At 67.2% G+C, this 23,923-nt stretch carries 24 protein-coding genes; 21 read left to right on the forward strand and 3 right to left on the reverse strand.

What is annotated here, in order from left to right; translation table 11 throughout:
- The first annotated feature begins 93 nt into the window (after nt 1-93).
- From VIK36_RS07735 to VIK36_RS07770, 8 genes are all read left to right on the forward strand, one after another.
- Nucleotides 94-1,746 carry a molybdopterin-dependent oxidoreductase gene (locus tag VIK36_RS07735; RefSeq protein ID WP_324644691.1) on the forward strand — a complete coding sequence of 551 codons (1,653 nt, stop codon included), beginning with the start codon at nt 94-96 and terminating at the stop codon, nt 1,744-1,746.
- A 23-nt stretch (nt 1,747-1,769) separates the two neighbouring features.
- Nucleotides 1,770-3,023 carry a gephyrin-like molybdotransferase Glp gene (gene glp / locus VIK36_RS07740; RefSeq protein ID WP_324644692.1) on the forward strand — a complete coding sequence of 418 codons (1,254 nt, stop codon included), beginning with the start codon at nt 1,770-1,772 and terminating at the stop codon, nt 3,021-3,023.
- Nucleotides 3,011-3,502, forward strand: coding sequence for a cyclic pyranopterin monophosphate synthase MoaC (gene moaC, locus VIK36_RS07745; RefSeq protein ID WP_324644693.1), 492 nt, complete (start codon nt 3,011-3,013; stop codon nt 3,500-3,502). The genes glp and moaC overlap by 13 nt, the downstream gene beginning before the upstream one ends.
- Entirely contained in the window at nt 3,499-4,029 is a 531-nt protein-coding gene (locus VIK36_RS07750; protein ID WP_255175042.1) for a MogA/MoaB family molybdenum cofactor biosynthesis protein, read from the forward strand. The genes moaC and VIK36_RS07750 overlap by 4 nt, the downstream gene beginning before the upstream one ends.
- Nucleotides 4,019-4,483, forward strand: a complete 465-nt coding sequence (locus VIK36_RS07755; protein ID WP_255175043.1) for a molybdenum cofactor biosynthesis protein MoaE — start codon at nt 4,019-4,021, stop codon at nt 4,481-4,483. Before VIK36_RS07750 ends, VIK36_RS07755 begins: the two co-directional genes overlap by 11 nt.
- An 88-nt stretch (nt 4,484-4,571) precedes the next feature.
- The gene (dapB, locus tag VIK36_RS07760; RefSeq protein ID WP_255175044.1) at nt 4,572-5,342 is read left to right on the forward strand and encodes a 4-hydroxy-tetrahydrodipicolinate reductase; all 771 of its coding nucleotides are present in this window, start codon (nt 4,572-4,574) and stop codon (nt 5,340-5,342) included.
- Nucleotides 5,343-5,345: 3 nt separating this feature from the next.
- On the forward strand, nt 5,346-5,819 hold the full coding sequence (locus VIK36_RS07765) for a hypothetical protein (RefSeq protein ID WP_255175045.1): 474 nt from the start codon (nt 5,346-5,348) through the stop codon (nt 5,817-5,819).
- A 366-nt stretch (nt 5,820-6,185) separates the two neighbouring features.
- On the forward strand, nt 6,186-7,175 hold the full coding sequence (locus tag VIK36_RS07770) for a TM2 domain-containing protein (RefSeq protein WP_255175046.1): 990 nt from the start codon (nt 6,186-6,188) through the stop codon (nt 7,173-7,175).
- Nucleotides 7,176-7,258: 83 nt separating this feature from the next.
- On the opposite strand, the gene VIK36_RS07775 is transcribed toward VIK36_RS07770, so the two are convergent.
- Entirely contained in the window at nt 7,259-8,494 is a 1,236-nt protein-coding gene (locus VIK36_RS07775) for a heparan-alpha-glucosaminide N-acetyltransferase domain-containing protein (protein WP_324644694.1), read from the reverse strand.
- A gap of 185 nt (nt 8,495-8,679) precedes the next feature.
- On the opposite strand from VIK36_RS07775, the gene VIK36_RS07780 reads away from it, so the two are divergent.
- The 7 genes from VIK36_RS07780 to VIK36_RS07810 all read left to right on the forward strand — a co-directional run bounded on the left by VIK36_RS07780 (nt 8,680) and on the right by VIK36_RS07810 (nt 16,738).
- Nucleotides 8,680-9,231: a hypothetical protein gene (locus VIK36_RS07780; RefSeq protein ID WP_324644695.1), complete on the forward strand. Its 552-nt coding sequence runs from the start codon at nt 8,680-8,682 to the stop codon at nt 9,229-9,231.
- A 58-nt stretch (nt 9,232-9,289) separates the two neighbouring features.
- Entirely contained in the window at nt 9,290-10,198 is a 909-nt protein-coding gene (gene dapA / locus VIK36_RS07785; RefSeq protein WP_141940780.1) for a 4-hydroxy-tetrahydrodipicolinate synthase, read from the forward strand.
- A 40-nt stretch (nt 10,199-10,238) separates the two neighbouring features.
- Nucleotides 10,239-11,930 carry a ribonuclease J gene (locus VIK36_RS07790; protein ID WP_324644696.1) on the forward strand — a complete coding sequence of 564 codons (1,692 nt, stop codon included), beginning with the start codon at nt 10,239-10,241 and terminating at the stop codon, nt 11,928-11,930.
- Between the two features lie 160 nt (nt 11,931-12,090).
- Nucleotides 12,091-14,979: an FtsK/SpoIIIE family DNA translocase gene (locus VIK36_RS07795; RefSeq protein ID WP_324644697.1), complete on the forward strand. Its 2,889-nt coding sequence runs from the start codon at nt 12,091-12,093 to the stop codon at nt 14,977-14,979.
- Nucleotides 14,980-14,996: 17 nt separating this feature from the next.
- Nucleotides 14,997-15,641, forward strand: a complete 645-nt coding sequence (gene pgsA / locus VIK36_RS07800) for a CDP-diacylglycerol--glycerol-3-phosphate 3-phosphatidyltransferase (protein ID WP_255175051.1) — start codon at nt 14,997-14,999, stop codon at nt 15,639-15,641.
- The gene (locus VIK36_RS07805; RefSeq protein ID WP_324644698.1) at nt 15,638-16,117 is read left to right on the forward strand and encodes a CinA family protein; all 480 of its coding nucleotides are present in this window, start codon (nt 15,638-15,640) and stop codon (nt 16,115-16,117) included. Before pgsA ends, VIK36_RS07805 begins: the two co-directional genes overlap by 4 nt.
- Before the next feature lie 168 nt (nt 16,118-16,285).
- Complete coding sequence (locus VIK36_RS07810) at nt 16,286-16,738, forward strand: helix-turn-helix domain-containing protein (protein WP_018771597.1); 453 nt, start codon at nt 16,286-16,288, stop codon at nt 16,736-16,738.
- A 75-nt stretch (nt 16,739-16,813) separates the two neighbouring features.
- Here VIK36_RS07810 and VIK36_RS07815 read toward each other — a convergent pair whose 3' ends face one another.
- Nucleotides 16,814-17,356, reverse strand: a complete 543-nt coding sequence (locus VIK36_RS07815; RefSeq protein ID WP_255175052.1) for a MarR family winged helix-turn-helix transcriptional regulator — start codon at nt 17,354-17,356, stop codon at nt 16,814-16,816.
- Nucleotides 17,357-17,397: 41 nt separating this feature from the next.
- On the opposite strand from VIK36_RS07815, the gene VIK36_RS07820 reads away from it, so the two are divergent.
- The 6 genes from VIK36_RS07820 (at nt 17,398) to dapF (ending at nt 22,974) form a co-directional block, all read left to right on the forward strand.
- Complete coding sequence (locus VIK36_RS07820) at nt 17,398-17,622, forward strand: DUF3046 domain-containing protein (RefSeq protein ID WP_255175053.1); 225 nt, start codon at nt 17,398-17,400, stop codon at nt 17,620-17,622.
- Between the two features lie 226 nt (nt 17,623-17,848).
- Nucleotides 17,849-18,904, forward strand: coding sequence for a recombinase RecA (recA, locus tag VIK36_RS07825; RefSeq protein WP_043455230.1), 1,056 nt, complete (start codon nt 17,849-17,851; stop codon nt 18,902-18,904).
- 3 nt (nt 18,905-18,907) lie between these two features.
- Complete coding sequence (locus tag VIK36_RS07830; protein WP_324644699.1) at nt 18,908-19,525, forward strand: regulatory protein RecX; 618 nt, start codon at nt 18,908-18,910, stop codon at nt 19,523-19,525.
- Between the two features lie 3 nt (nt 19,526-19,528).
- Nucleotides 19,529-21,085 (forward strand): tRNA (N6-isopentenyl adenosine(37)-C2)-methylthiotransferase MiaB, encoded by a 1,557-nt coding sequence (miaB, locus tag VIK36_RS07835; RefSeq protein ID WP_420716259.1) that lies wholly within the window; start codon nt 19,529-19,531, stop codon nt 21,083-21,085.
- Nucleotides 21,086-21,088: 3 nt separating this feature from the next.
- Entirely contained in the window at nt 21,089-21,985 is an 897-nt protein-coding gene (miaA, locus tag VIK36_RS07840) for a tRNA (adenosine(37)-N6)-dimethylallyltransferase MiaA (protein WP_324644701.1), read from the forward strand.
- 44 nt (nt 21,986-22,029) lie between these two features.
- On the forward strand, nt 22,030-22,974 hold the full coding sequence (gene dapF / locus VIK36_RS07845) for a diaminopimelate epimerase (protein WP_324644702.1): 945 nt from the start codon (nt 22,030-22,032) through the stop codon (nt 22,972-22,974).
- Here the strand turns inward: dapF and VIK36_RS07850 are convergent.
- Nucleotides 22,946-23,569: a class I SAM-dependent methyltransferase gene (locus VIK36_RS07850; RefSeq protein ID WP_324644703.1), complete on the reverse strand. Its 624-nt coding sequence runs from the start codon at nt 23,567-23,569 to the stop codon at nt 22,946-22,948. The genes dapF and VIK36_RS07850 overlap by 29 nt on opposite strands.
- Nucleotides 23,570-23,923: the final 354 nt, after the last annotated feature.

Raw genomic sequence — 23,923 nt, forward strand, 5'->3', positions numbered from 1 at the left:
GTGACCGGGTGGCGGAAGCACCCGTCCATCCGGGGACGTCATCCACACGGGGACTGCCGCACGGGGACTGCCGCCGAACCTATGCTGGAAGTTATGAGGAGTTCCCGGCAAGAGCACGGGGCGGTCGACGACGCCGCCGGCCTTGGGGAGCGTGCGGAGAGTCCCGTCCGGCACCAGGCAGTCCTGCGCACCGGGCCCCGGTGGGCTGCGGCTGCCGGAATAAGTGCAGCCGCCGGCGGCGTCGCAGCGGGGGAGCTGTTGGCGGGTTTTGCCAGCCCCTCCCTTTCGCCGCTGACCGCTGTGGGCGGGGCTGTCATCGATGCCGTCCCGCCCGGTGTCAAGGACTGGGCCATCGCCCTCTTCGGCACGGCGGACAAGGCTGCGCTCCTGGCGGGCATGGCGCTGGCCATTGCCGCGCTGGCCGCAGTTGCCGGCGTCCTTGAGCGCCGCCAGCGGTTCGCCGGTGCCGCCGTGATGGGCATCTTCGGGCTGGCCGGCGTGGCAGCGGTCCTGACACGGTCCCAGGCGACCCCGGCGGCCCTGATGCTTCCGCTCCTGGCCGCGGCCGTCGCCGTCGTGCTGTTGCGGTTCCTGGCCCGGAGGCTGCAGGCGTGGGAGGACCTGGAACCGGGAGACGCAGGCCCCGGAGGGGGAGGGCCTGCCGGAACCGCAGCCGCTGCCCGCCGCGGTTTCCTTCGATCCCTTGCCGCCACTGCCGCGGCGACCGCCCTGATCGGAGTGGTTGCCGGTGTCTGGCGCGGCGCCGCCGCCGCGGTCAGTGAAGCCAGGGCACGCATTTCCCTTCCCGTGCCGGCGTCACCGGCACCTCCCATTCCGGCCGCCGCAGAGCCGGGCGTGGCCGGCATGACGCCGCTGGTGACCCCTAACCCGGATTTTTACCGGATCGACACAGCCTTGGCCGTCCCCGCCGTCAACCCGGAGACATGGGGCCTCAAAGTCACCGGAATGGTGGCCCGGGAAGTCCAGCTCTCCTTCGCCGACCTCCTGGCAAAGCCCCTGGTTGAACGCCATGTCACCATTGCCTGCGTTTCCAATGAGGTGGGCGGGGACCTGATCGGCAACGCCCGCTGGCTCGGCTGGCCGGTGCGCGAACTGCTGGCCCTGGCCGGTCCCCAGCCGGGGGCGGACATGGTCCTCTCCCGAAGTGCCGATGGCTGGACTGCCGGAACGCCGCTGGACGTCCTCACCGACGGCAGGGACGCGCTGCTTGCCGTTGGCATGAACGGTGAACCGCTGCCGCTGGAGCACGGCTTCCCGGTCCGCCTGGTGGTCCCCGGCCTCTACGGCTATGTTTCGGCCACGAAGTGGGTTACGGAACTCAAAGTCACCAGGTTCGCCGACGACGCCGGGTACTGGACACCGCGGGGCTGGTCCGCCCGCGGGCCCATCAAGACGTCGTCCCGCATCGACGTTCCCCGCAGCGGGCGTCGGGTCAGCGCAGGAACAGTGGTGCTGGCGGGAGTTGCCTGGGCCCAGCACACCGGCATCCGGAAAGTGGAACTGCGGATCAACCGGGGACCGTGGCGGGAAGCCGAGCTTGCCCCGGGCATCTCGGTGGACACGTGGTACCAGTGGAAGCTGGCCGTCGACCTCACCCCGGGGCAGTACGAGGTCCAGGTCCGCGCCACGAACCTGTTGGGTGAACCCCAGGACGAAACGGCGCGGCCGCCGGCGCCGGACGGAGCAACGGGATTCCACACGGTTAGAGTGGACGTGAAATCCTGACGGCCGCGACCAAAGGCGTACCCATGACCAGCCACCCCCACGGCAAGGCCGAACATGCGCGGAGCGTCGCTGGTCATGCCGCCGCCGTCGCGGAACTCCTCCAGCCGCTCCGCTCGCTTGAGCGCACGGAAACCCTGCCGCTCACCCAGGCACTGGGCCGCGGCCTGGTGGACCATGTCACCGCGCCGATCAGCCTTCCCCCGTTCGCCAACTCGCAGATGGACGGGTACGCCGTCCGCTCCGGCGACCTGTCCGGCGCCGGCGCTGACCTGAGCATCGTGCCCCCGGTTCCCGCCGGGTCCAGCCCGCAGCCGCTCGCGCCCGGTACGGCCGCCCCCATCATGACCGGTGCCATGATCCCGGAGGGGGCTGACGCCGTCGTACCCATTGAAAAAGCGGAGCCGGACCGCTTCCCGGAGCCCGGCCCGGACGGCGCAGTGAACTGGAACGGCGCAGTGAAACTGCCTGCCACCGCCCCGGGAACCTACGTCCGCGCCGCCGGCAGCGACATCGCTGCGGGGGAGCGGGCACTGGCTGCCGGTACCTGCCTGGGACCGGCCCAGTTGGGGCTGCTCGCCGCGCTGGGCATCCCGGAAGTGACGGTGTACAAGGCCGCCACCGTCCTGCTCGTCACTACCGGTGACGAGGTGGTGGATCCCGGCCGGGACCTTCCGCCGGGCAAGATCTACGACTCCAACGGAACCCTCCTGGAAGCCGCCATGAAGCAGGCCGGGCTGACTGTCCGGCGCACCGCCATTTCCACCGACAACCCCGCGGAACTGCTGGCTCTGCTGCGCGCCGGGAGCCGGCGTGCAGACCTGATCGTGACCACGGGCGGGGTGAGCAAGGGCGCCTACGAGGTGGTGCGCCAGGCGATGGCCGACCAGCCTGTGGAGTTCCTGCATGTGGCCATGCAGCCCGGTGGCCCCCAGGGAATCGGCACGTTCGACGGCGTTCCCTTCCTTGGGTTCCCGGGCAATCCGGTCAGCTGCCTGGTGTCATTTGAAATGTTCCTCCGTCCCGCCCTGTCAGCATTCCTGGGGGCGCCGGCACCCAGGCTGCCCCTGCGTGCCCGCCTGGACCAGCCCCTGGCGTCCCCCGCCCACAAGCACCAGATCCGGCGTGGAAGCCTGCAACCGGACGGGACCGTGAAGCTGGAGGGCGGCGAGGGCTCGCACCTGATGCACGCGCTCGCCGGTTCCAACGTCCTGGTCCACGTCCCCGCCGGCGTAACGGAGCTCGCCGCCGGCGACGAGGTGGAAGTATGGATGCTGTGAACGCAGAACAAACCCCCGCACTGACGCACCTGCGCCAGGACGGCAGCGCCCAGATGGTGGATGTTTCCGCCAAGGCAGAAACAACCCGCGAGGCCACGGCCACCGCCACGGTCCGGACCACCCCGGAGGTGATGCGGCTCCTGGGCACCGGCGGGCTTCCCAAGGGGGACGCGCTGGCCGTCGCCCGTGTGGCCGGCATCATGGCGGCCAAGAAGACTCCGGAGCTGATTCCGCTCTGCCATCCGCTGCCCCTCGCCAAAGTCACGGTCGATTTCGACCTCGGCGAGGATGCCGTCGCCATCAGCTCCACTGTCAAGACCCGGGGCGTCACCGGAGTGGAAATGGAGGCCCTGACCGCCGCGTCGGTGGCAGCCCTCAGCGTCTACGACATGATCAAGGCCGTGGACAAACATGCCGTCCTGACAGACATCAAGGTGCTGGCCAAAAGTGGCGGCAAGAGCGGAGACTGGGCCCTGTGACCACCCCCAACATCCTGGACGTCCCCGAACCGCACCGGCACGGCGACGTGCAGGGGCGGAAGGCCGGCGTCGTCATCGCCTCCACCCGGGCCGCCGCGGGCATCTACGACGACGAGACCGGACCGGTCATCACCGACTGGCTCACTGAGCATGGCTTTGACGTCTTCCCGGCCATGGTGGTCCCGGACGGCGATCCCGCGGGCGCCGCCATCCGCGCGCTCCTCACCCAGCACCCCGCCATCATCATCACCAGCGGCGGCACCGGCCTCAGCCCGGACGACCGGACACCGGACGTCACCCTGCCGCTGCTGGACCGGGAAATCCCCGGCATCATGGAGGCGATTCGCCGCGCCGGCGCTGCCAAGACCCCGCTGGCGGCCCTCAGCCGGGGCTATGCCGGCGCCGCGGGGCGCACCTTCATCGTGAACCTGCCCGGGTCGCCCAAGGGCGTCATGGACGGGTTGACCGTCCTGGACCCGGTGATCGGGCATCTTTGTGACCAGCTGGAAGGCGGACATGGGCACTGAAGCATTCGAAGTAGTGAGCGCGGTCCTGAGCGCGGAGCCCATCTCCGTGGACCAGGCAATTGCGGCAGTGGAAAGTGACACGGCGGGCGCCGTGGTCAGCTTCAGCGGTGTGGTGCGCAACCACGACGGCGGCAAGGCCGTTGAGCGCCTCAGCTACAGTGCGCACCCCACGGCGCACCAGGTGATGGCCGACGTCGTCGCGGGCCTGGTTGCCGAACAGAACGCCGAAGCAGGTGCCGGCCCCGGACAGCCCGTCCGGATCTGGGCGGCTCACCGGATCGGGATGCTGGAGATCGGGGAGCCCGCCCTGGTGTGCGCGGTGTCCGCCGCGCACCGAGGGCAGGCATTCGCGGTCTGCTCCGATCTGGTGGACCGCATCAAGGAACAGGTTCCCATCTGGAAGGAACAGTTCTTCTCGGACGGCACCGTGGAATGGGTCGGCGCAGGCAGCTGACGCTGCTGCCCGCACGGCGCCCCGAGTGCGAGGTAACGCACGCCGTCCGGTTCCTGCCCGCACCCGTCCCGCCGGTAGGGTTAATGCCATGACCGAACAACACTCCGTTCCCAAGCTGGTGGCCGTCCTTGGTGCCAATGGACGCATGGGCGCCGAGGCCGTCAAGGCCATTGACGCCGCGCCCGACATGAAGCTCGTTGCAGCCCTGGGACGGGGTGACTCGCTGGAGCAGCTGGCAGCCTCAGGTGCCCGCTACGTGGTGGACCTGACGGTTCCCGAAAGCACCGAAGCGAACGTCCGCTTCGCCGTCGAGCACGGCATCCACGCCGTGGTGGGCACCACCGGCTGGGACGCGGGGCGGCTGTCCGCCCTGGAATCCCTGCTGGCAGCGCACCCGGAGACCGGCGTTCTCATCGCCCCCAACTTCGCCCTGGGCTCGGTGCTGGCCTCTGCCTTCGCCGCGAAGGCGTCCAAATACTTCGAATCGGTGGAGATCATCGAGCTGCACCATCCGGACAAGGTGGACGCCCCTTCCGGCACCGCAGTCCGCACCGCTGAGCTGATCGCCGCCGAACGCCGGGCAGCGCAGGTGCCGCCCAGCCCGGATGCCACCACCAGTGAACGTGCCGGCGCCCGAGGCTGCGACGTGGACGGCGTCCGGGTCCACAGTGTCCGGCTTCGCGGCCTCGTGGCACACCAGGAAGTCCTGCTGGGCGGCCCGGGCGAACAGCTGACCCTCCGCCACGATTCCTTCGACCGCGCCTCGTTCATGCCCGGCGTGCTCCTGGGCCTGCGCAACGTTGCCGCACACCCGGGGCTGACCTTCGGCCTGGACGGCTACCTGGACCTGGGGCTCTAAGCCGTGAACGGGCTCCTTGCCGGCTTCCGGAAGAACCGCACCAAGATCTGGGTGGGCGCGGTGACGCTGCTGCTGGTCTTCTACCTGGTGGTGTCGCTCCAACGCTCAGTCCTGCTCCTGACGGACAGCAACCTCACGGCCAAGGCCATCGGCGCCGCCTACCTGGTACTGCCTGTGGTTGGTGCCTGGGCCCTGATCCGCGAGCTGATGTTCGGTGCCCGCACCGAGCAGATGGCCAAGGTCTTGGAAGCCGAAGGCGGGCTGCCCGTCGATGAGCTTCCGCGCACGCCGGGCGGCCGGATCGTCCGGGCCGCGGCGGACGCTGAATTCGAAAAGTACCGGGCCGAAGCCGAGGCCGCTCCCGATGACTGGCGTTCCTGGTTCCGGCTGAGCTGCGCCTATGACGCTGCCGGCGACCGCAAACGGGCGCGGGCATCCATGCGTGACGCCGTGCGGCTCTTTTCCGCCGCGTCCTGATACCGGCCGGCGCCGGCCCTGCTCCAGCAGGCCCCGCGCTCCGCGGCCTCCTGCACCGTTTACTGCGATGGGCATTTCTGCCCATCGCAGTACGCTGCCGTCCGCGGTAGGTTTATTTAGTAAAGACGCTTTAGCTTTGGGGGAAAGCATGAGGTTGGCCATGTCCATGCCACGGGCGTGGTCCAGCTGCACCCCAGGCCCCTCCCCGGGCAACCGCACCCATCCCTGCCACGCACCAGCGCTCCCTTGCCGCGTGCCGGGAAGCCGGAGGCTGCCTGACGCTGCACGCAACCCAACCCTTGAACCCGCCCGCACACCTGCACCCGTGCACCCAAGAACCCGCACCTTTGGACAGAAGGACCATCCATGAGCCACCCGAATTTCCCCAACCCATCCCAGAGCGGACCGTCCGCTCCGCCCATTCCGCCGGCCCCGTCCACCTTCGGGGGACATTCCACGTTTGAGGGGCAGTACCCTGGAGCTCCGCAGGGGGAATACCAGCCGGGGCCGCTGGGCAGCGGTCCCTACGCGGACGGTCCGCGGAAGTCGTTCATGACAACCTGGATCCTTTCGCTGCTGCTGGGTACCTTCGGCGCGGACCGCTTCTACCTTGGCAAGACCGGCTCGGGTATCGCCAAGCTGCTGACGGCCGGTGGCCTCGGCATCTGGGCCATCGTGGACCTGATCATCACCTTGACCGGAAACACCAGGGACAAGGATGGCCGCCCGCTTGAGGGCTACCCGGAGAACAAGAAGAAGGCCTGGATCATCACCGGCGTCGTCTGGCTTATCAGCATCATCACCGGCATCCTGCTGGCCATCATGTCCGTCGCCATGATCGGGGCTGCCCTGGACAACCGGAAGCTCCCCGTATCTCCCGAGCTTCCGTCGGCCTCGCAGGCTGCGCCCAACCCGTCACGTGGAACAACTCCGTCGAACGGAGCCGCCCCGACCAGTGGCGCCGCCGCCGGCGCAAACTCCTTCGTGGCCACCGTGTCCGAAGGCAACACCGTAAAGATCAGCGTCCTCGATTCCATCTACACGGCCGAAATCCCGGGCATGACCTACATGCAGCCGAAGAACGGCGGTTTCCTGGCGGTCAAGGTTTCCTGGGAGACGCTGACCGGAAGCAGCTTCTCCAGCCCCTCGAATTTCAAGGTCTATGACGCCGAGGGCAACGAGGGCGAACTGGTCTACCTCGACGATGGAATGGGTGCCCTGCCGACCGACGAGGTCGGTGCCGGCGATGTCCGCCAGGGCGTCATTGCGTTTGATGTGAAGAAGGGCCCCACCCAGGTTGTCGTCAACGATGACTTCGGCGACAAGACGGCCACCTTCACCCTGACCCCGCAGTAGCAGCCGACGCACCCGCGCCCGGTTTTAGAACGGGACCCGCGGCCCCACCCTTCGGTGGGGCCGCGGGTTCTTTTCATTTCAGCTCAGGAGAGGGCCTTGAAGCCGCCCCGGCCCACCACGGCCGCCGCATGGCCCGCCCATTCCAGCGGGCCGCGCCAGGACAGGCGCGCAAAGACAATGCCCACAGTGATGGCAGTGGCCGCCTGGGCAAAGTACATCCCGTCCTCGGTCCAGCCGGCGGGCAGGGGTTTCAGGTAGAAGCTGGAAACCACCCAAACGTGGACTGTGTACAGGGTCAGGGTCATGGCGCCGGCCCCGCGCAGCGGCAGCAGCAGGTCCAGGTCCACCCACTCTGCGAGGCGCCCCAGCAGCAGGCAGGCCCCAATCACTGCCGCCGCCACTGCCGAGGTGTGCAGCAGATCAAGCGGAGTTCCCGAATGCGGTGCGGCCGATGCCAGCCACCACCATGAGCCCTCCTGGGAAATGCCCGTCAGGTTGACCTGCAGCACGCTGTCCAGCGGGTACCCCGGGGAATTGACGACCTTTTCCAGCGCTTCCAGGCCGCCCCAGTCCTCCATGGCCGCTGCCCCCACGGCCTTGGCTGCCACGGCCACTATGGTTCCGGCCGTCAGCAACAGTATGGGGACCAGTGCCTTGGTGAGAACCAGGCGGCCGATCACCAGTCCCACCAGCAGGTAGGACAGCCACTGGAACACAGGGTAGTAGCCGGTGAAGAACACATCCGCGAGCAGCCTGGAAGGTGTTCCGAGGTCTTCCCAGCCAGGGTTGTGGCCCAGCTTCAGGGGTGGTTCGGGGGCAAGGAGCCAGGGCCGCATAAGGTATGCCAGCACCGGCGAGGCAAGGATCCAGCCGCCGGCCCAGGCGCAAAGCGGCTTCACGCCAAGCCCCAGGAAGGGGAGGATGCACAGGAACAGCACGGCGTAGTGGACCAGGATGATGGCCACGTTCACGTCCAGGCCGCCCAGGGTAAGTCCGACGGCGGCAATCACCAGGGCGCGCAGCGCCACGCCGCGCCGGGCGGCGGAGAGTCCGGGGCCCTCCAGCGGCTTGTCCTTCCCGGTGGACAGGGCAAGTCCAACGCCGGCCAGCACAGCGAAGAGGGCGGCGGCGCGTCCCGAGAAGGTGAGGCCAATCCAGGTTGGCGTGAGGTTTGCATTCGATTCGAACGTCGGCAGCAGGTGGGTGGCCATCATGCCCAGCAACGCCACGCCGCGGGCGGCGTCGATGCCCCGGAGGCGCCCCGGTTGTTGCCTGCCTGGGGCCTTGCGGGACCGGGTGGCCGGGCTTCGGGACGTCATGACCAGATCGTCTCACATGCTGCTCCCGGGTCGCTTGTCACAGCCGGGGGCGGTCATCAGGGCTCCGGGGCGCCTGTGCCTCCGTCCATCCTGTGCCTCCATCCTTGCCTCCGTCCCACCGGTACCGGTGCCGGGAGTACCGGGATGCCTTGTATTCGAATATATGTTCGAATAGCATGTCGGGTATGGAAATGACGTCGTCCGGAGCATCCGGATCCAGGGGAGGAGCGGCCGGGGGAGGCACCCCTGAAACCAGGGGGCAGGGGCGCCGGCAGCCCGGGCCCGCCTCGGGCAGTCTGCAGGCGGGGCCCGTGCGGGAGGGCCATGTTCAGGCAGGCCCCGCGCCGGAGGGCCATGTGCAGTCCGGGAGCCTGCCGCGCCGGTACACCCCGGACGCCCTTGCGCCCGGGGATCCTGGCGCCGCGGACGGGCCGCTGAAGGCAATGAGTCCCGGAGTGGTGGACTACTTGTTCCGCCAGCTTGTCTCGGGGCGGCCCGCCGAGGACGTCGCGTGGGAAAAGGAAGGTGTCAGCCTTGCGGCCCAGCCGGAGGGGGCCGAGCTGGCCCGCAGGCTTGCTGAAACGGATCTTGATGCCCTGACGCCCATGGAGTTGTTCCATTACGTGCGGGCGGCACAGCGGCTCGCCTCCTGGGCAGAGGGCCTCCGGCAGTCGGCCGTTGGCCGTTATTGCCACGCGGGGACGGACGCGCCACGGCCGGGGCGGCACCGTATTTGACGTTCGTCACGCCCGTGGCATTGTCCTAACCAGCCGGGGACAGGGTAACGTTTTTTCCATGGCTGACTCTTCCGCGCACATCCCTGCCCTCGGTACCCTCCTGACCGCCATGGTCACGCCGTTCACCAAGGACGGCGCAGTGGATTACGACCAGGCGGCAGCGCTGGCCAGCAAGCTGGTCGACGACGGCTGTGACGGCCTGGTGGTCACCGGTACCACCGGTGAGACCTCCACGCTGACAGACGAAGAGAACCTCGGCATGTTCCGCGCCGTGAAGGACGCCGTGGGCGGCCGGGCGGCCATCATTGCCGGGACCGGCACCAATGACACCGCGCACTCGGTCCACCTCTCCCAGCAGGCTGCTGCCCTCGGCGTCGACGGCCTCCTCCTGGTGACCCCTTACTACAACAAGCCCAGCCAGGCCGGTGTCCGCGCCCACTTCGAGACCATCGCCTCCGCCGTCGACGTTCCGGTCATGCTGTACGACATTCCCGGCCGGTCCTCGATCCCGATCGAACCCGACACCATGATCCGATTGGCGCAGCACCCCAACATCGTCGCCGTCAAGGACGCCAAGGCAGACCTCACCGCAGCCACCCGCGTCATGGCGGAAACCGACCTCCTGTTTTACTCGGGCGACGACGGGCTGACCCTTCCCTGGATGGCGCTGGGCGCCGTCGGCCTGGTGGGTGTCACTACCCACGTCGCCACCCGCCGCTTCCGCGAACTCATCGACGCCGTCAACGCCAATGACCTTGGGACTGCCCGCAAGATCAACTTCGAGCTGCAGCCCGTGGTCCGCGCAACCATGACCCGTGTCCAGGGGGCCGTGGCGGCCAAACAGATTCTTAAATGGCAGGGAGTCCTGCCCAACTCGATTGTCCGTTTGCCCCTCGTGGAGCCGGACGAAACCGAGATCGAAACCATCCGCGGGGATTTGGCGGAAGCGGGGCTGGTCTTCTCCTGAGGCTAAGACCGGCACCCTTCCGCCTGGAAAGAAGTGCACTATGACCCAAACTGCCCTTACCGGCCTCGTTACCCCACCGCGCCTGCCCCAAGGCACGCTGCGGATCGTCCCGCTTGGCGGGCTCGGGGAGATCGGCCGGAACATGGCCGTGTTCGAAATCGACGGCAAACTGCTGATCGTAGACTGCGGCGTCCTCTTTCCTGAGGAAACCCAGCCCGGCGTTGACCTGATCCTGCCGGACTTCTCGTACATCGAGGACCGGCTGGACGACGTCGTGGCCGTGATCCTCACGCATGGCCACGAGGACCACATCGGCGCCGTGCCGTACCTGCTGCGCCTGCGCAACGACATCCCGCTGGTGGGCTCCCAGCTGACGCTGGCCCTGATCGAAGCGAAGCTGCAGGAGCACCGCATCCGGCCCTACACGCTGACCGTTGAGGAAGGCCAGGTGGAGAAATTCGGGCCGTTCGAATGCGAGTTCGTCGCCGTCAACCACTCCATCCCGGATGCCCTTGCCGTGTTCATCCGCACTGCCGGCGGAACGGTCCTGCACACCGGTGACTTCAAGATGGACCAGCTGCCGCTGGACGGACGCATCACCGACCTGCGCCACTTCGCCAAGCTGGGCGAGGAGGGCGTTGACCTCTTCATGTCCGACTCCACCAACGCCGACGTGCCCGGATTCACCACGGCCGAGAAGGAAATCGGCCCCACGCTGGAGCGGCTTTTCGGCCAGGCCACCAAGCGCATCATCGTGGCGTCCTTCTCCTCCCACGTCCACCGCGTGCAGCAGGTCCTTGACGCCGCTGCCAAGCACAACCGCAAGGTGGCCTTTGTGGGCCGCTCCATGGTCCGCAACATGGCCATCGCGGAGAAGCTGGGCTACCTGGACGTCCCTTCCGGGCTGATCGTCGACATCAAGAACATCGACAACCTGCCGGACAACCGCGTGGTCCTCATGTCCACCGGCTCCCAGGGCGAGCCCATGGCGGCCCTGTCCCGGATGGCAAACGGCGACCACCGCGTGGTGGTGGGCGACGGCGATACCGTCATCCTGGCCTCCAGCCTCATCCCGGGCAATGAAAATGCGGTGTTCCGGATTATCAACGGCCTCCTCAAACTCGGCGCCGACGTGATCCACAAGGGCAACGTCAAGGTCCACGTGTCCGGCCACGCAGCAGCCGGCGAACTGCTCTACTGCTACAACATCCTCGAGCCGCTCAACGCGATGCCTGTGCACGGCGAAACCCGGCACCTGATCGCCAACGGCAAGATCGCCATCGAATCCGGTGTACCGGATGCCAGCGTCATCCTTGCCGACAATGGCACCGTCATCGACCTGCGCGACCACCAGGCGGACATCGTGGGCCAGGTGGAGGTTGGATTTGTCTACGTTGACGGCTCCAGCGTGGGCGAAATCACCGACGCGGACCTCAAGGACCGCCGCATCCTGGGCGACGAAGGCTTTATCTCGATCATCACGGTCATCCACCGGGCCACCGGCAAGGTAGTGTCCGGGCCCGAGATCCACGCCCGGGGCGTTGCCGAGGACGATTCAGTCTTCGACGACATCATCCCCAAGATCAACGCGGCACTGGAAGAAGCAGTCCAGAACCACGCAGACCACACCAGCCACCAGCTCCAGCAGGTGGTGCGCCGCGTTGTGGGCACGTGGGTCAACCGCAAGCTGCGCCGCAAGCCCATGATCATCCCGGTGGTGCTCGAGGCCTGAGATTACCTCCGCTGCCGTAGGGCAGGTTCGGAAGGCCCCGGTTCACCGTGAACCGGGGCCTTCCGCGTGTCCGGGCGGTGCGGCCGGTGCCCCCAACCGATGCGCTCCCCGGGCCCCGATATCCCCGGAATCACAGCATGCTTCCGGTACCGTGGCTACTATGGCCACACGTACTACTTCCGCGCCCAAAGGTACCGGCAGGGGCAGCTCCGGCAGCAAATCCGGGAGCTCCACAGCCCGCGGAACCGGCTCCACTGCCAGCAAGGCAGGGCGCGGCGGCTCATCCAGCACCGCACGCACCCGCCAGCTTCCCGCCGTCGAACACCACCAGCCGTGGCTGCTGCGCGTCGTAGGCGGAGCATGGCTGGGCATGGGCCATCTGGTGGGCGGGGGAGTGCGCCGCATCGGCCATGACGTCAGTGACCTTCCCGCCGAGGACCGCCGCGACGGCGCCGCGCTGTTCAACCTGGCGCTGGGCGTCTTCATCGCAACCTTCGCCTGGTGGGGCCTGACGGGCTGGTTCCCGGACGCCGTCTACGCCGTGGTCAACGGCACCTTCGGCTGGATTTCGCTGCTGCTCCCGCTCATGCTTTTTGTCTGCGCCTTCCGGTTGTTCCGGCAGCCCTCCGACGGCCGGGGCAACAACAGGGTGGGCATCGGCTTCCTGATCATGACGTTCGCCGGCTGCGGCCTGGCGCACATCCTGGGCGGCCAGCCCACCGTGGCCGACGGCTTCGACGGCCTCCGCAAAGCCGGTGGCATGCTCGGCTTCCTGGCCGCCACGCCGCTGGCCGCCATCCACCCCGCCGTGCCTGTGGCCCTCTACGGCCTGCTCGCTTTCGTGTCCCTGCTGATTATCACGGCCACCCCGTTCACGGCCATTCCGCGCCGCATCCGCGGGGCCTACGAGCACCTCATGGGCGTGGACCTGATGGACCAGGAACGCCCCGACGTCCACGACCGCAGCTACCTGGAACGGACGGCCCCCGCCGCACCCCGGAAGAAGAAGCGCAAGCTCTTTGGGAAGGACCAGGAGACCGAGGCAGGCCTTGAGGGCTACGTGGGCGACGAAGCCTTTGAACACGCCGTCATTGACGACGACGAGCAGGAACCTGCCCGGCCTGCGCCGGGTGTGCGCCGGCCCACCCAGGCGGAGATCGCCGTCGAAAAGATCAAGGCAGCCCAGGGCCTGGGTGCCGCCTCCCAGGCGTCACCGCCGGAAAATGCCACCGAGGCCATTCCACTGGTCATCCCGGGGGCTGCTGCTCCCAGCAAGCCCGCTGCGGCGCCAACCGTGCCCTCCAACCCCGTGGCCCCGGCCCCGCCGCCCGTCCCCATCCCGCAGCGGACCGAGCAACTTTCACTCGCCGGCGACGTCACGTACACCCTCCCGGCCTCGGACTTCCTCACACCCGGATCCATCCCCAAGGAGCGCACCGAAGCCAACGACGCCGTCGTCGCCGCCCTCACGGATACGCTGACCCAGTTCAACGTTGATGCCACGGTCACCGGGTTCAGCCGCGGTCCCACCGTCACCCGGTACGAGATCGAACTCTCGCCCGGCACCAAGGTGGAGCGCGTCACCGCCCTGTCCAAGAACATCTCCTACGCTGTTGCCTCCAGCGATGTCCGCATCCTCAGCCCCATCCCGGGCAAGTCCGCCATCGGCATCGAGATCCCCAACACGGACCGCGAAACCGTCTCCCTGGGCGATGTCCTCCGCAGCCAGAACGCACGCCGTACGGACCACCCGATGGTCATGGGCGTGGGCAAAGACGTGGAAGGTGGCTACGTGGTGGCCAACCTGGCCAAGATGCCGCACCTCCTGGTGGCCGGTGCCACCGGTGCCGGTAAGTCGTCCTTCGTGAACTCGATGATCACGTCCATCCTGATGCGCGCCACCCCGGACGAGGTCCGCATGGTCATGGTGGACCCCAAACGTGTGGAACTGACCGCCTACGAGGGCGTCCCGCACCTGATCACGCCCATCATCACCAATCCCAAGAAGGCCGCCGAAGCGCTGCAGTGGGTGGTGCGGGAAATGGACGCCCGCTACGACGACCTCGCCAACTACGGCTTCAAGCACATCGACGACTTCAACAAGGCCGTGCGCGCCGGCAAGGTCCAGCCGCCGGTCGACTCCAAGCGCGTCATCCGGCCCTACCCGTACCTGCTGGTGATCGTGGACGAACTTGCCGACCTGATGATGGTCGCTCCGCGCGACGTCGAAGACTCGATCGTGCGCATCACCCAGCTTGCCCGTGCCGCCGGCATCCACCTGGTGCTGGCCACCCAGCGGCCCTCGGTCGACGTGGTCACGGGCCTCATCAAAGCCAACGTGCCCTCGCGCATGGCCTTCGCCACCTCCTCCGTCACGGACTCCAGGGTGGTCCTGGACCAGCCGGGCGCCGAAAAGCTCATCGGCCAGGGCGACGCGCTCTTCCTGCCCATGGGCGCCTCCAAGGCAATGCGCGTCCAGGGCGCCTGGGTCACGGAGTCGGAAATCCACAAGGTGGTGGAGCACGTCAAGGGGCAGCTGCAGGCTGTCTACCGTGACGACGTCGCCCCTGAAGCGGAAAAGAAGCAGATCGACGACGACATCGGGGACGACCTCGAGGTGCTGCTGCAGGCCACCGAACTGGTGGTCACCACCCAGTTCGGCTCCACCTCCATGCTGCAGCGCAAGCTCCGGGTCGGGTTCGCCAAGGCCGGCCGGCTGATGGACCTCCTCGAATCCAGGGGAGTGGTGGGCCCCTCGGAGGGTTCCAAGGCGCGTGACGTCCTGGTGAAGCCGGACGACCTCGCCGCCGTCCTCGCCGCCATGAAGGGCCAGGAAGCCCCTGCGGCGCCTGACTCGCAGACCGCCGCACTCAGCGACAATGCCAACGCCAACATCGCCCAGGGCGGCTACGCCGAAGACCTGGTCGCTGCAGACCTGGACCAGAGGAAGCAGAACGTCGAATACTACGACGGCTCGGACTCCGCTCCGGGAGGCTATGGCGATGACGACGACGGCTCCGAAGACGCCTGGTCCCTCACCGGGCGCTAGGCCGGTAGCCTAGAACCGTGACTAGCACTGATGCAACCGCCGCCGGCCAGGGCCGTGCCGGGGTCTGGAACCTTCCCAATGTCCTGACCATGATCCGCATCGCGCTGGTCCCGTTCTTTGTGTGGTTCCTCGTGGCCGATGCGCCCGGGCTGCACAGCACCTCCAGTCCGTGGCGCTGGGCGGCAGTGGCCGCGTTTGCTGTGGCCATCTACACGGACAAGCTCGACGGCGACATCGCCAGGAGCCGGAACCTCGTCACCGACTTCGGCAAGATTGCCGACCCCATCGCCGACAAGCTCCTCATCGGCTCCGCGCTGGTGATGCTGTCCCTGCTGGGCGAACTGCCCTGGTGGGCAACCCTGGTGATCCTGGTCCGGGAATGGGGCGTCACTGCGCTGCGCTTCTTCGTGATCCGCTACGGCGTCATCCCCGCTTCCCGCGGCGGCAAGCTCAAAACCGTCGTGCAGACCGCGGCAATCTTCCTGTACCTGCTGCCGTTCGGGGCGTTCGCGCCGTGGATGTCCTGGGTGGCGTTCGCCGTCATGATGGCCGCCGTGGCGATCACGCTGTGGACCGGCGTTGAATACGTGATTGAAGCCCTGCGCCTCCGTGCGAAGGGCAAGCGGCAGGCAGGGACCGTGGAAGGGCAGGAACAGGCATGAGCAACCTTCACCAGCTGGCCGCGCAGGCCGTCAGGCAGGCGCTCGAGTCAGGACGGACCGTTGCCACCGCGGAATCTTTGACGGCCGGGATGGTGTCTGCGGTCCTGGCCGATACGCCCGGAGCCTCCGGCATGCTCCAGGGCGGGGTGGTGGCCTACCAGAACTCCGTGAAGGACGCGGTGCTGCACGTGCCCGCCGACCTGCTGGCCCGAGCCGGCTCTGTCGACCCCGACGTCGCCCGTGCCATGGCCGCCGGGGCGCGCACTGTCCTGGGCGCCGACGTCGGGCTTTCCACCACCGGCGTCGCCGGTCCCGAGGCCCACGACGGCAAGCCCGTAGGCCGGGTTTACATTGGCATTGCCACGGCTGCCGGCACCGCCGGTTTCGAATACACCTTTACCGGCAGCAGGCCGGACATTCGCGCCGCTGCGTGCGGCGCCGCCCTGGAAAGACTGCTTGAGGCCCTGGCCGGCTGACCCTCGCAGGCTGTGAAGTTACCGGGCGTAAAGTTGCCGGGAACAAAAGCCGGTACCGATTAGTTATTACATTGTGTCGCTTCCGGAGAGCGGAGGCGCCTAGGATGAAATGACCAAGACGGGTTCGCCGGCGGCGGACCTGACCAATGAGGGAGCAAGGCGATACAGATGGTAAAGCAGCCCGTATCCGTAAACGGCGTTGTCCGCTGGAAGGATGTGGGCCTCGCCGAACAGGCTAAGAGCGAACAGAAGGAGCGCAAGATGGTAGTACTTCGTCACGAAATCGGTGATGTCCTGCGCGATGTCCGCCAGCGTCAGGGGCGCACGCTCCGTGAAGTTTCGCACAGTGCCCGTGTCTCCCTGGGATACCTCAGCGAAGTGGAGCGCGGCCAGAAGGAAGCATCATCAGAGCTTCTGTCCTCGATCTGCTCGGCACTGGATGTTCCGTTGTCAAGCATGCTCCGCGAGGTCAGTGACCGCGTGGCAGTAGCCGAAGGCGTCGCAGTTCCGGACACCGTTCCGCAGGAATTTTCCCAGCGTTACGGCCGTGACCTCGAACGCGACCTCAACACTGAACTGAACGACGAACTCTCCACGGGCCTCCTCTCCGGCGCCCGGTAAAAGCAGCCCCACCCCAGGGTGGGACCAGGAAACATAAGGAAGCCCCCGGCCGTGCCGGGGGCTTTCTGCTGTCGCTTAGTTGTCGGGGGCGTCTTCCTGTGCGGTTGATGCGTCCGCTGTTTCTCTGGCGAACCCGTCACGCTCATAGGTGGAGTTCAGCTTGGCCATGCACCGGGCCAGTTCCTGCAGGTCCTCCACCGGCCACTCGCGCAACCGTTCCTGGAAGACCTGGCGCCGCGCGTCCTGGACCTGGTGCATCTTCTCTTCGCCCTTCGGCGTCAGCCGGATGGACTGCGCCCGGCGGTCCAGGGGGTCCGCCTCCTTGGACACCAGGCCCAGGCTTTCCAGGAAGGCAATCTGCCGGCTGACAGACGGCTTGCCCACCCCGATGTTCATGGCAAGATCGGTGAGCCGGATGGGTCCTTCCCTGCGGATAACCGTCAGGAGCCCATACGCGGCAGGCTCCATGTCCGGATGGACCTCGCGCGAGAGCTGGTTGGAGATGGCCCGGGCCCGCCGCCAAAAGAGGCTGATCTGGTGTTCGACATTCTGCAGCGCGGCGTCGGCGGCGTCGTTGCCTTTGTCCTGCCGCGGCGGGAGATCCGGGGAGTTGCTCATGGCAACAATTCTAGGGTCCGCAATCATGAGAGGATTTACCGATGCGAATCAGCGAGTACTGGCGTCTCATGGATGACGAGTTCGGTGCGGGGTACTCCCGCATGCTGAGCAGTACCCTGGTCCTTGCCGGCGTAGGCGGGCGCACCGCTGACCAGGCCCTGGCCGCGGGCATTGAACCGCGGAGGGTATGGCTTGCTGTCTGCGACGTCCAGGACGTCCCGGCGGAACGGCGGCTCGGGCGCGACATCGCCCCGCGCCGCGATTGATGGCGGGGCCGGCCTTGACGAGGGCGGCCGGGATCCTTCCTCCTGACACGCCGCAGGAACTCCACTCTTCGAATACCTGTTCGGATAAGGCTATGCTTTTTCCATCGGGTTTATCCACATAACCGTCGTCCTCCGGCCGGAATGTCAGTGGGTCCCCCTAGCGTCAGAGATGACCAATAAAACGGCCGCGTAGGCCACCATCGAGAAAGCATTAGAGGTGTCAACCATGGCGGCAGCCCCGGATCGTGCAAAAGCGCTGGAAGCAGCGCTGGCCCAGATTGACAAGCAGTTCGGCAAGGGCTCGGTCATGCGCCTGGGCGACGAAGTCCGTGCCCCGATCGAAACCATCCCCACGGGCTCCATCGCCCTGGACGTGGCCCTCGGCATTGGCGGGCTCCCGCGCGGCCGCGTCATCGAAATCTACGGTCCGGAATCCTCGGGTAAAACCACCGTTGCCCTGCACGCCGTGGCGAACGCCCAGCGCGCCGGCGGGATCGCAGCCTTCATCGACGCCGAGCACGCCCTGGACCCCGACTACGCCGCCAAGCTGGGCGTGGACACGGATGCCCTCCTGGTCTCGCAGCCGGATACCGGTGAGCAGGCCTTGGAGATCATGGACATGCTGGTCGGCTCCGGCTCGCTGGACGTCATCGTCATCGACTCCGTGGCCGCCTTGGTGCCGCGCGCTGAAATCGAAGGCGACATGGGTGACAGCCACGTCGGCCTCCAAGCACGGCTCATGAGCCAGGCACTGCGTAAGATCACCGGCCGCCTGAGCCAGACCAAGACCACCGCCATCTTCATCAACCAGCTCCGCGAAAAGATCGGCGTGTTCTTCGGTTCCCCGGAAACCACCACCGGTGGTAAGGCGCTGAAGTTCTACGCGTCGGTCCGCATCGACGTCCGGCGGATCCAGACCCTCAAGGAAGGCGCCGATTCCGTCGGCAACCGGACCAAGGCGAAGATCGTCAAGAACAAGATGGCTCCGCCTTTCAAGGTCGCTGAGTTCGACATCATCTACGGCCAGGGCATCTCCCGTGAAGGTGGCATCATCGACATGGGCGTGGAGCACGGCATCATCAAGAAGTCCGGCTCCTGGTTCACCTACGACGGTGACCAGCTGGGCCAGGGCATGGAGAACTCGCGCCGGTTCCTCCGCGACAACCCCGAGCTGGCTGCCGAGCTGGAGCGCCTCATCAAGGAGAAGCTCGGTGTCGGGGTCAAGCCGGCGGAGGATGAGTCCAAGGACGCTCCGAAGCTGAAAGCTGTCGACGGGTTCTAGCCCTTGACCGGACCACGAACACGGCGCCCCCGTTCCGGCACCTCCTCAACAGGGGTGCCGGACGGGTATGCAGTCCCTGAAGACCCGCAGGCCGCGGACGCCGAACCGGACCCGTTCACGGCTGCGCAGGCCATCGTGTACCGGCAGCTGACGGCGGCGCCCAAGAGCAGGCTGCAGCTTGCCCGGAAACTGGCCGAACGGAACATCCCGGAGCACGTCGCGGAGGCGGTGCTGGACAAATTCCAGGAAGTCCGGCTGATCAACGACGCAGAATTCGCTGACATGTGGGTCAGGAGCCGCGCCCAGTCCCGCAAGCTGGCCAAAGGCGCCCTGAGGCGTGAGCTCGCTGAAAAGGGCATCGACCAGGAGACAGCGGCGTCAGCGCTGGAACAACTGACTGACGCCGATGAGGAGGCCGCCGCGCGCGCCCTGGTTGAGCGCAAGCTCCGGCCCGGAACAGACCTGTCCGGTCCCGTCGAACGGGACAAGGCGGTGCGGCGCCTGGCGTCCATGCTGGCAAGAAAGGGTTACCAGCCCTCGCAGGCGTTCCGGATCGTCAACGATGTCCTCGATACCCAGCAGAACCCCGACAGCAGGGGCCTCCAAAGCCGGTACCCTTAACGGGTGAGTTTGACCATTCCTTCCCCCCGACCCGGCGCCACCCCTTCCGTCGAAGCAGGGGCCGTGCCGCAAACCGGAGCCCTGCCCCGCACCTACCAGGTGCGCACCTTCGGCTGCCAGATGAACGTCCACGACTCGGAACGGATGTCCGGCCTGCTCGAGGCCGCGGGCTACGTCCCGGCCGAGGGCGAGCATGCCGACGTCGTGGTCTTCAACACGTGCGCGGTCCGGGAAAACGCGGACAACAAGCTCTACGGCAACCTGGGCATTCTGGCCCCCGTGAAGGCGGCCAACCCCGGCATGCAGATCGCCGTGGGCGGCTGCCTGGCGCAAAAGGACCGCGAGACGATCCTGAAGAAGGCGCCATGGGTGGACGCAGTCTTCGGTACCCACAACGTCGGTGCCCTCCCCGCCCTCCTGGACCGGGCACGACACAATAATGAAGCGCAGCTGGAGATCCTGGAATCCCTGGACGTCTTCCCGTCAACGCTGCCAACCAAACGTGACTCCGTTTACTCGGGCTGGGTGTCCATCTCCGTGGGTTGCAACAACACCTGCACCTTCTGCATCGTGCCCGCCCTCCGCGGCAAGGAAAAGGACCGCCGGCCCGGAGAGATCCTCGCCGAGATCCAGGCACTCGTGGACGACGGCGCCATCGAAGTCACCCTGCTCGGCCAGAACGTCAACTCCTACGGGGTGGAATTCGGGGACCGGCAGGCATTCTCCAAGCTCCTGCGTGCCTGCGGAGAGATCGAGGGGCTCGAACGCGTCCGGTTCACCAGCCCGCACCCTGCCGCCTTCACGGATGACGTCATCGACGCCATGGCAGAGACGCCGAACGTGATGCCGCAGCTGCACATGCCGCTGCAGTCCGGATCGGACAGCATCCTCCGGGCCATGAAGCGTTCCTACCGGTCCACCAAGTTCCTGGGCATCCTGGACAAGGTCCGCGAAAGGATCCCGCACGCCGCCATTTCCACCGACATCATCGTCGGCTTCCCGGGCGAAACGGAAGAGGACTTCCAGGCCACCCTGGACGTGGTGGAAAAGTCCCGCTTCGCCACCGCCTTCACCTTCCAATATTCAAAGCGTCCCGGCACGCCCGCGGCCGACCTGCCCGACCAGCTCCCCAAGGCCGTGGTCCAGAAACGCTTCGAACGCCTCACCGCCCTGCAGGACCGCATCGCCGCGGAGGAAAACCGGAAGCAGCTAGGCCGCCGGCTCGAAATCATGGTGACCGCACAGTCCGGGCGGAAGTCGGAGGAAACCCACCGGCTGTCCGGCCGGTCGCAGGACCAGCGCCTGGTTCATTTCTCGGTCCCGGAGGGCGCACCTGCCCCCAGGCCCGGGGACCTCGTCACTGTCACCATTACCGAGGCCGCGGCTTTCCACCTGGTCTCCGACCCGACGCCTGAGGACTACAGCCTTCGCCGTTCACGGGCAGGGGACGCGTGGGACAGGTCCCAGGCCGACTCCTGCGGAGCGCCGGTCCCCGGTTCCGGAGAGGCACGAAAGGGCGTCTCCCTCGGCATGCCCTCACTGCCGCTGCGCACCCGCTGACAGGTGGCTGCCCCGCCCGTCATCGCCGTCGTCGGTCCCACCGGCTCCGGAAAGTCCGACCTCGCCGTCAACCTTGCCCTCGAACTGGACGGCGAGGTCATCAATGCCGATGCCATGCAGTTCTACCGCGGCATGGACATCGGCACCGCCAAGATCACGGTGGCCGAGCGCAGGGGAGTGCCGCACCACCTCCTGGACATCCTGGACGTGACCCAGGAAGCCAGTGTTTCCGACTTCCAGGCCCAGGCGCGCGAAACCATCGACGACATCCATGGGCGCGGCAAGCGCGCCATTCTGGCAGGGGGCTCCGGGCTGTACGTCCGGGCCGCCCTGGACGTCCTGGAATTCCCGGGGACCGACCCTGCGCTGCGTGCCCGGCTTGAGGCGGAGCACGCGGAACTCGGCACAGGCGAACTCCTGGGCAGGCTCCGGAGGGTGGATCCCACCTCCGCCTCCCGGGTCTCCGATGCCCGGCGCATCATCCGCGCGCTGGAGGTCCACGAACTCACCGGGCGCCCCTTCAGCTCCTACATGCCGCGGAGGGAGTACCACCAGCCCGCCGTCCAGGTGGGCCTCGGCGTGGACCGCGGGGTTTTGCGGGACCGGCTGGCAGCGCGCGTGCACCGGATGGTGGACGCCGGCCTGCTGGAGGAGGTCCGGATGCTCGATGCCAAAGGCCTGCGCCGCGGCAAAACCGCATCCCGCGCCCTGGGCTATGCACAGTTCCTGCGGGTCCTCGACGGCGCATCCACCGTTGAGGCTGCCGCGGAAGAAACCATCGTGGCCACCCGGCAGTTTGCCCGGCGGCAGTTGACCTGGTTCCGCGCCGATCCCCGCATCACGTGGCTGGACTGGCAGGATCCGGAGCTCGTGGGCAAGGCAGCGGAGTTGTGCCGGTAGCTGCGGTTTCAGGACCGGCAGCACCCGCCGCTACGCTTGGGATCATGAATGCTACCCCCGCAGAAACCACCGGCCCCGCCCTGCGCACACTGAGCGGGCTCCGCTTTTCCAAGGGGCACGGCACCGGCAACGACTTCGTCCTGGTGGCGGACCCCGAGGGGGCGCACGTAATCGGCGCCGACCAGGCCGCCGCCCTGTGTGACCGCCACCGTGGGATCGGGGCCGACGGCCTGATCAGGGCCATCCCGTCCCGCTTCCTGCCGGAGGGCCGGGAACTGCTCGCCGGCACTCCGGACGCGGAATGGTTCATGGATTACCGCAACGCCGACGGCTCCCTGTCCGAGATGTGCGGCAACGGGGTCAGGGTCTTCGTCCACTTCCTGCGGACGCAGGGCCTGATCGACCTGCCCGACGGCGGATCGCTCACCATCGGCACCCGGGGCGGCGTCAAGACCGTGGTCCGGACCGGAGACGGCTACGCGGTGGACATGGGACCCTGGGAGTTCATTTTCCCCGGTGAAGCCGGCGCCAAGGCCATGGACTCCCTTGTCACCGCCGACGGGCTGGAGGTCCCCCGGCCGGCACTCTCCGTGAGCATGGGCAACCCGCACACCGTGGTGGCCCTCGCTGAACTTGCGGAGCTCACGGGCACACGGCTGTTCACCGCCCCGAAGGTCGACCCGGTACCCGCGAACGGGACCAACGTGGAATTCGTGGTGCCGGCAGAACCGCTGGTCCATGACGGCGTCGGATCCGTAACCATGCGCGTGCACGAGCGTGGCGTGGGGGAGACCCAGTCCTGCGGGACGGGCGCCTGTGCTGCCGCCGTCGCCATCAGGCACTGGGCCGGGGCGGAAGCCCCCGACGCCTGGCAGGTCCACGTACCGGGAGGAACGGTGGGCGTGAAGTTCTTCGCCGGCCCCGGCGGCCACGAGCATGTGGAGCTCAGCGGCCCCGCAGTCATTGTGGCGAGTGGGACGCTTTCTTGACCTTCAGGATCCGGAAGGACTTGGACGTCGATTCGCGGGTCACGGTGAAGGAACTGTCCAGTTCGGCGGCCAGCCAGCGCTGAAGGGAATCAGAGCCAAGGTTCTTCTGCACCACCAGCCATGCGGTGCCGCCCTCTGCCAGGCGCGGCAGCCACAGTTTGAGCAGGGCATGCAGTTCATCCTTGCCGATCCTGATCGGCGGGTTGGACCAGATCGTGTCGAAGCGGATGCCTGGATCCACGGCCTGGGGCGTGCTGGCGACGACGTTGGACAGTCCCAGCACGGCGGCGTTCTCGTTGGTCAGGGTGATGCAGCGTTCGTTGACATCCACGGCGTAGACGTTTGATTCGGGGGCCAGCAGCGCCATAGTGAGCGCCACCGGACCCCAGCCGCACCCGATATCCAGGAGATTGCCCTTTGGATGCGGGGCCGGAACTTCGGCGAGGAGCACCGCGGTGCCCTTGTCGATTCCGTCGGGGCTGAAGATGCCCGTGGAGGTCTGGAGCCGTCGTGTCTGACCGGCCAATTCCACCGTCAAAGGCTTCCGGGTAAAGGGGCCGGCAGGGGACGTGCTGAAATAGTGTGCGGACTCCATAACTGGCCAGAGTAGTTCCCCCTGCAGCGTAATGGGAAACCGGCCTGAAGGCCCTCTGCTACGCTGGAAGGCATGTTCCTGATCTTCGAGTAGCCGGTACGGGCCATGCCCGTCCCGCAGCCTGTCCTCCAGCGACAGTCCGTCCCGCAGCGACGCAGGTTTCCATGCCTTCCGCTGGGGTGCACTGGCCAGACCCTTCCGTCTGAGCCGGCCGCCGGACAATACTCGAAAGTCAGCCTGCTGCTGCACTTCCTGCCATTCTCCGGCCTTTCCAGCCCTGCCGCCGTCCTGACGCGGCATTCGAGCCCCGGCATCGCAGCCGGCGGCGAAACAACTAGGAGAACTGCATGACCG

Origin of the sequence: Pseudarthrobacter sp. LT1 (genome assembly GCF_035621795.1) — a bacterium.
Classification (GTDB): Bacteria; Actinomycetota; Actinomycetes; order Actinomycetales; family Micrococcaceae; genus Arthrobacter.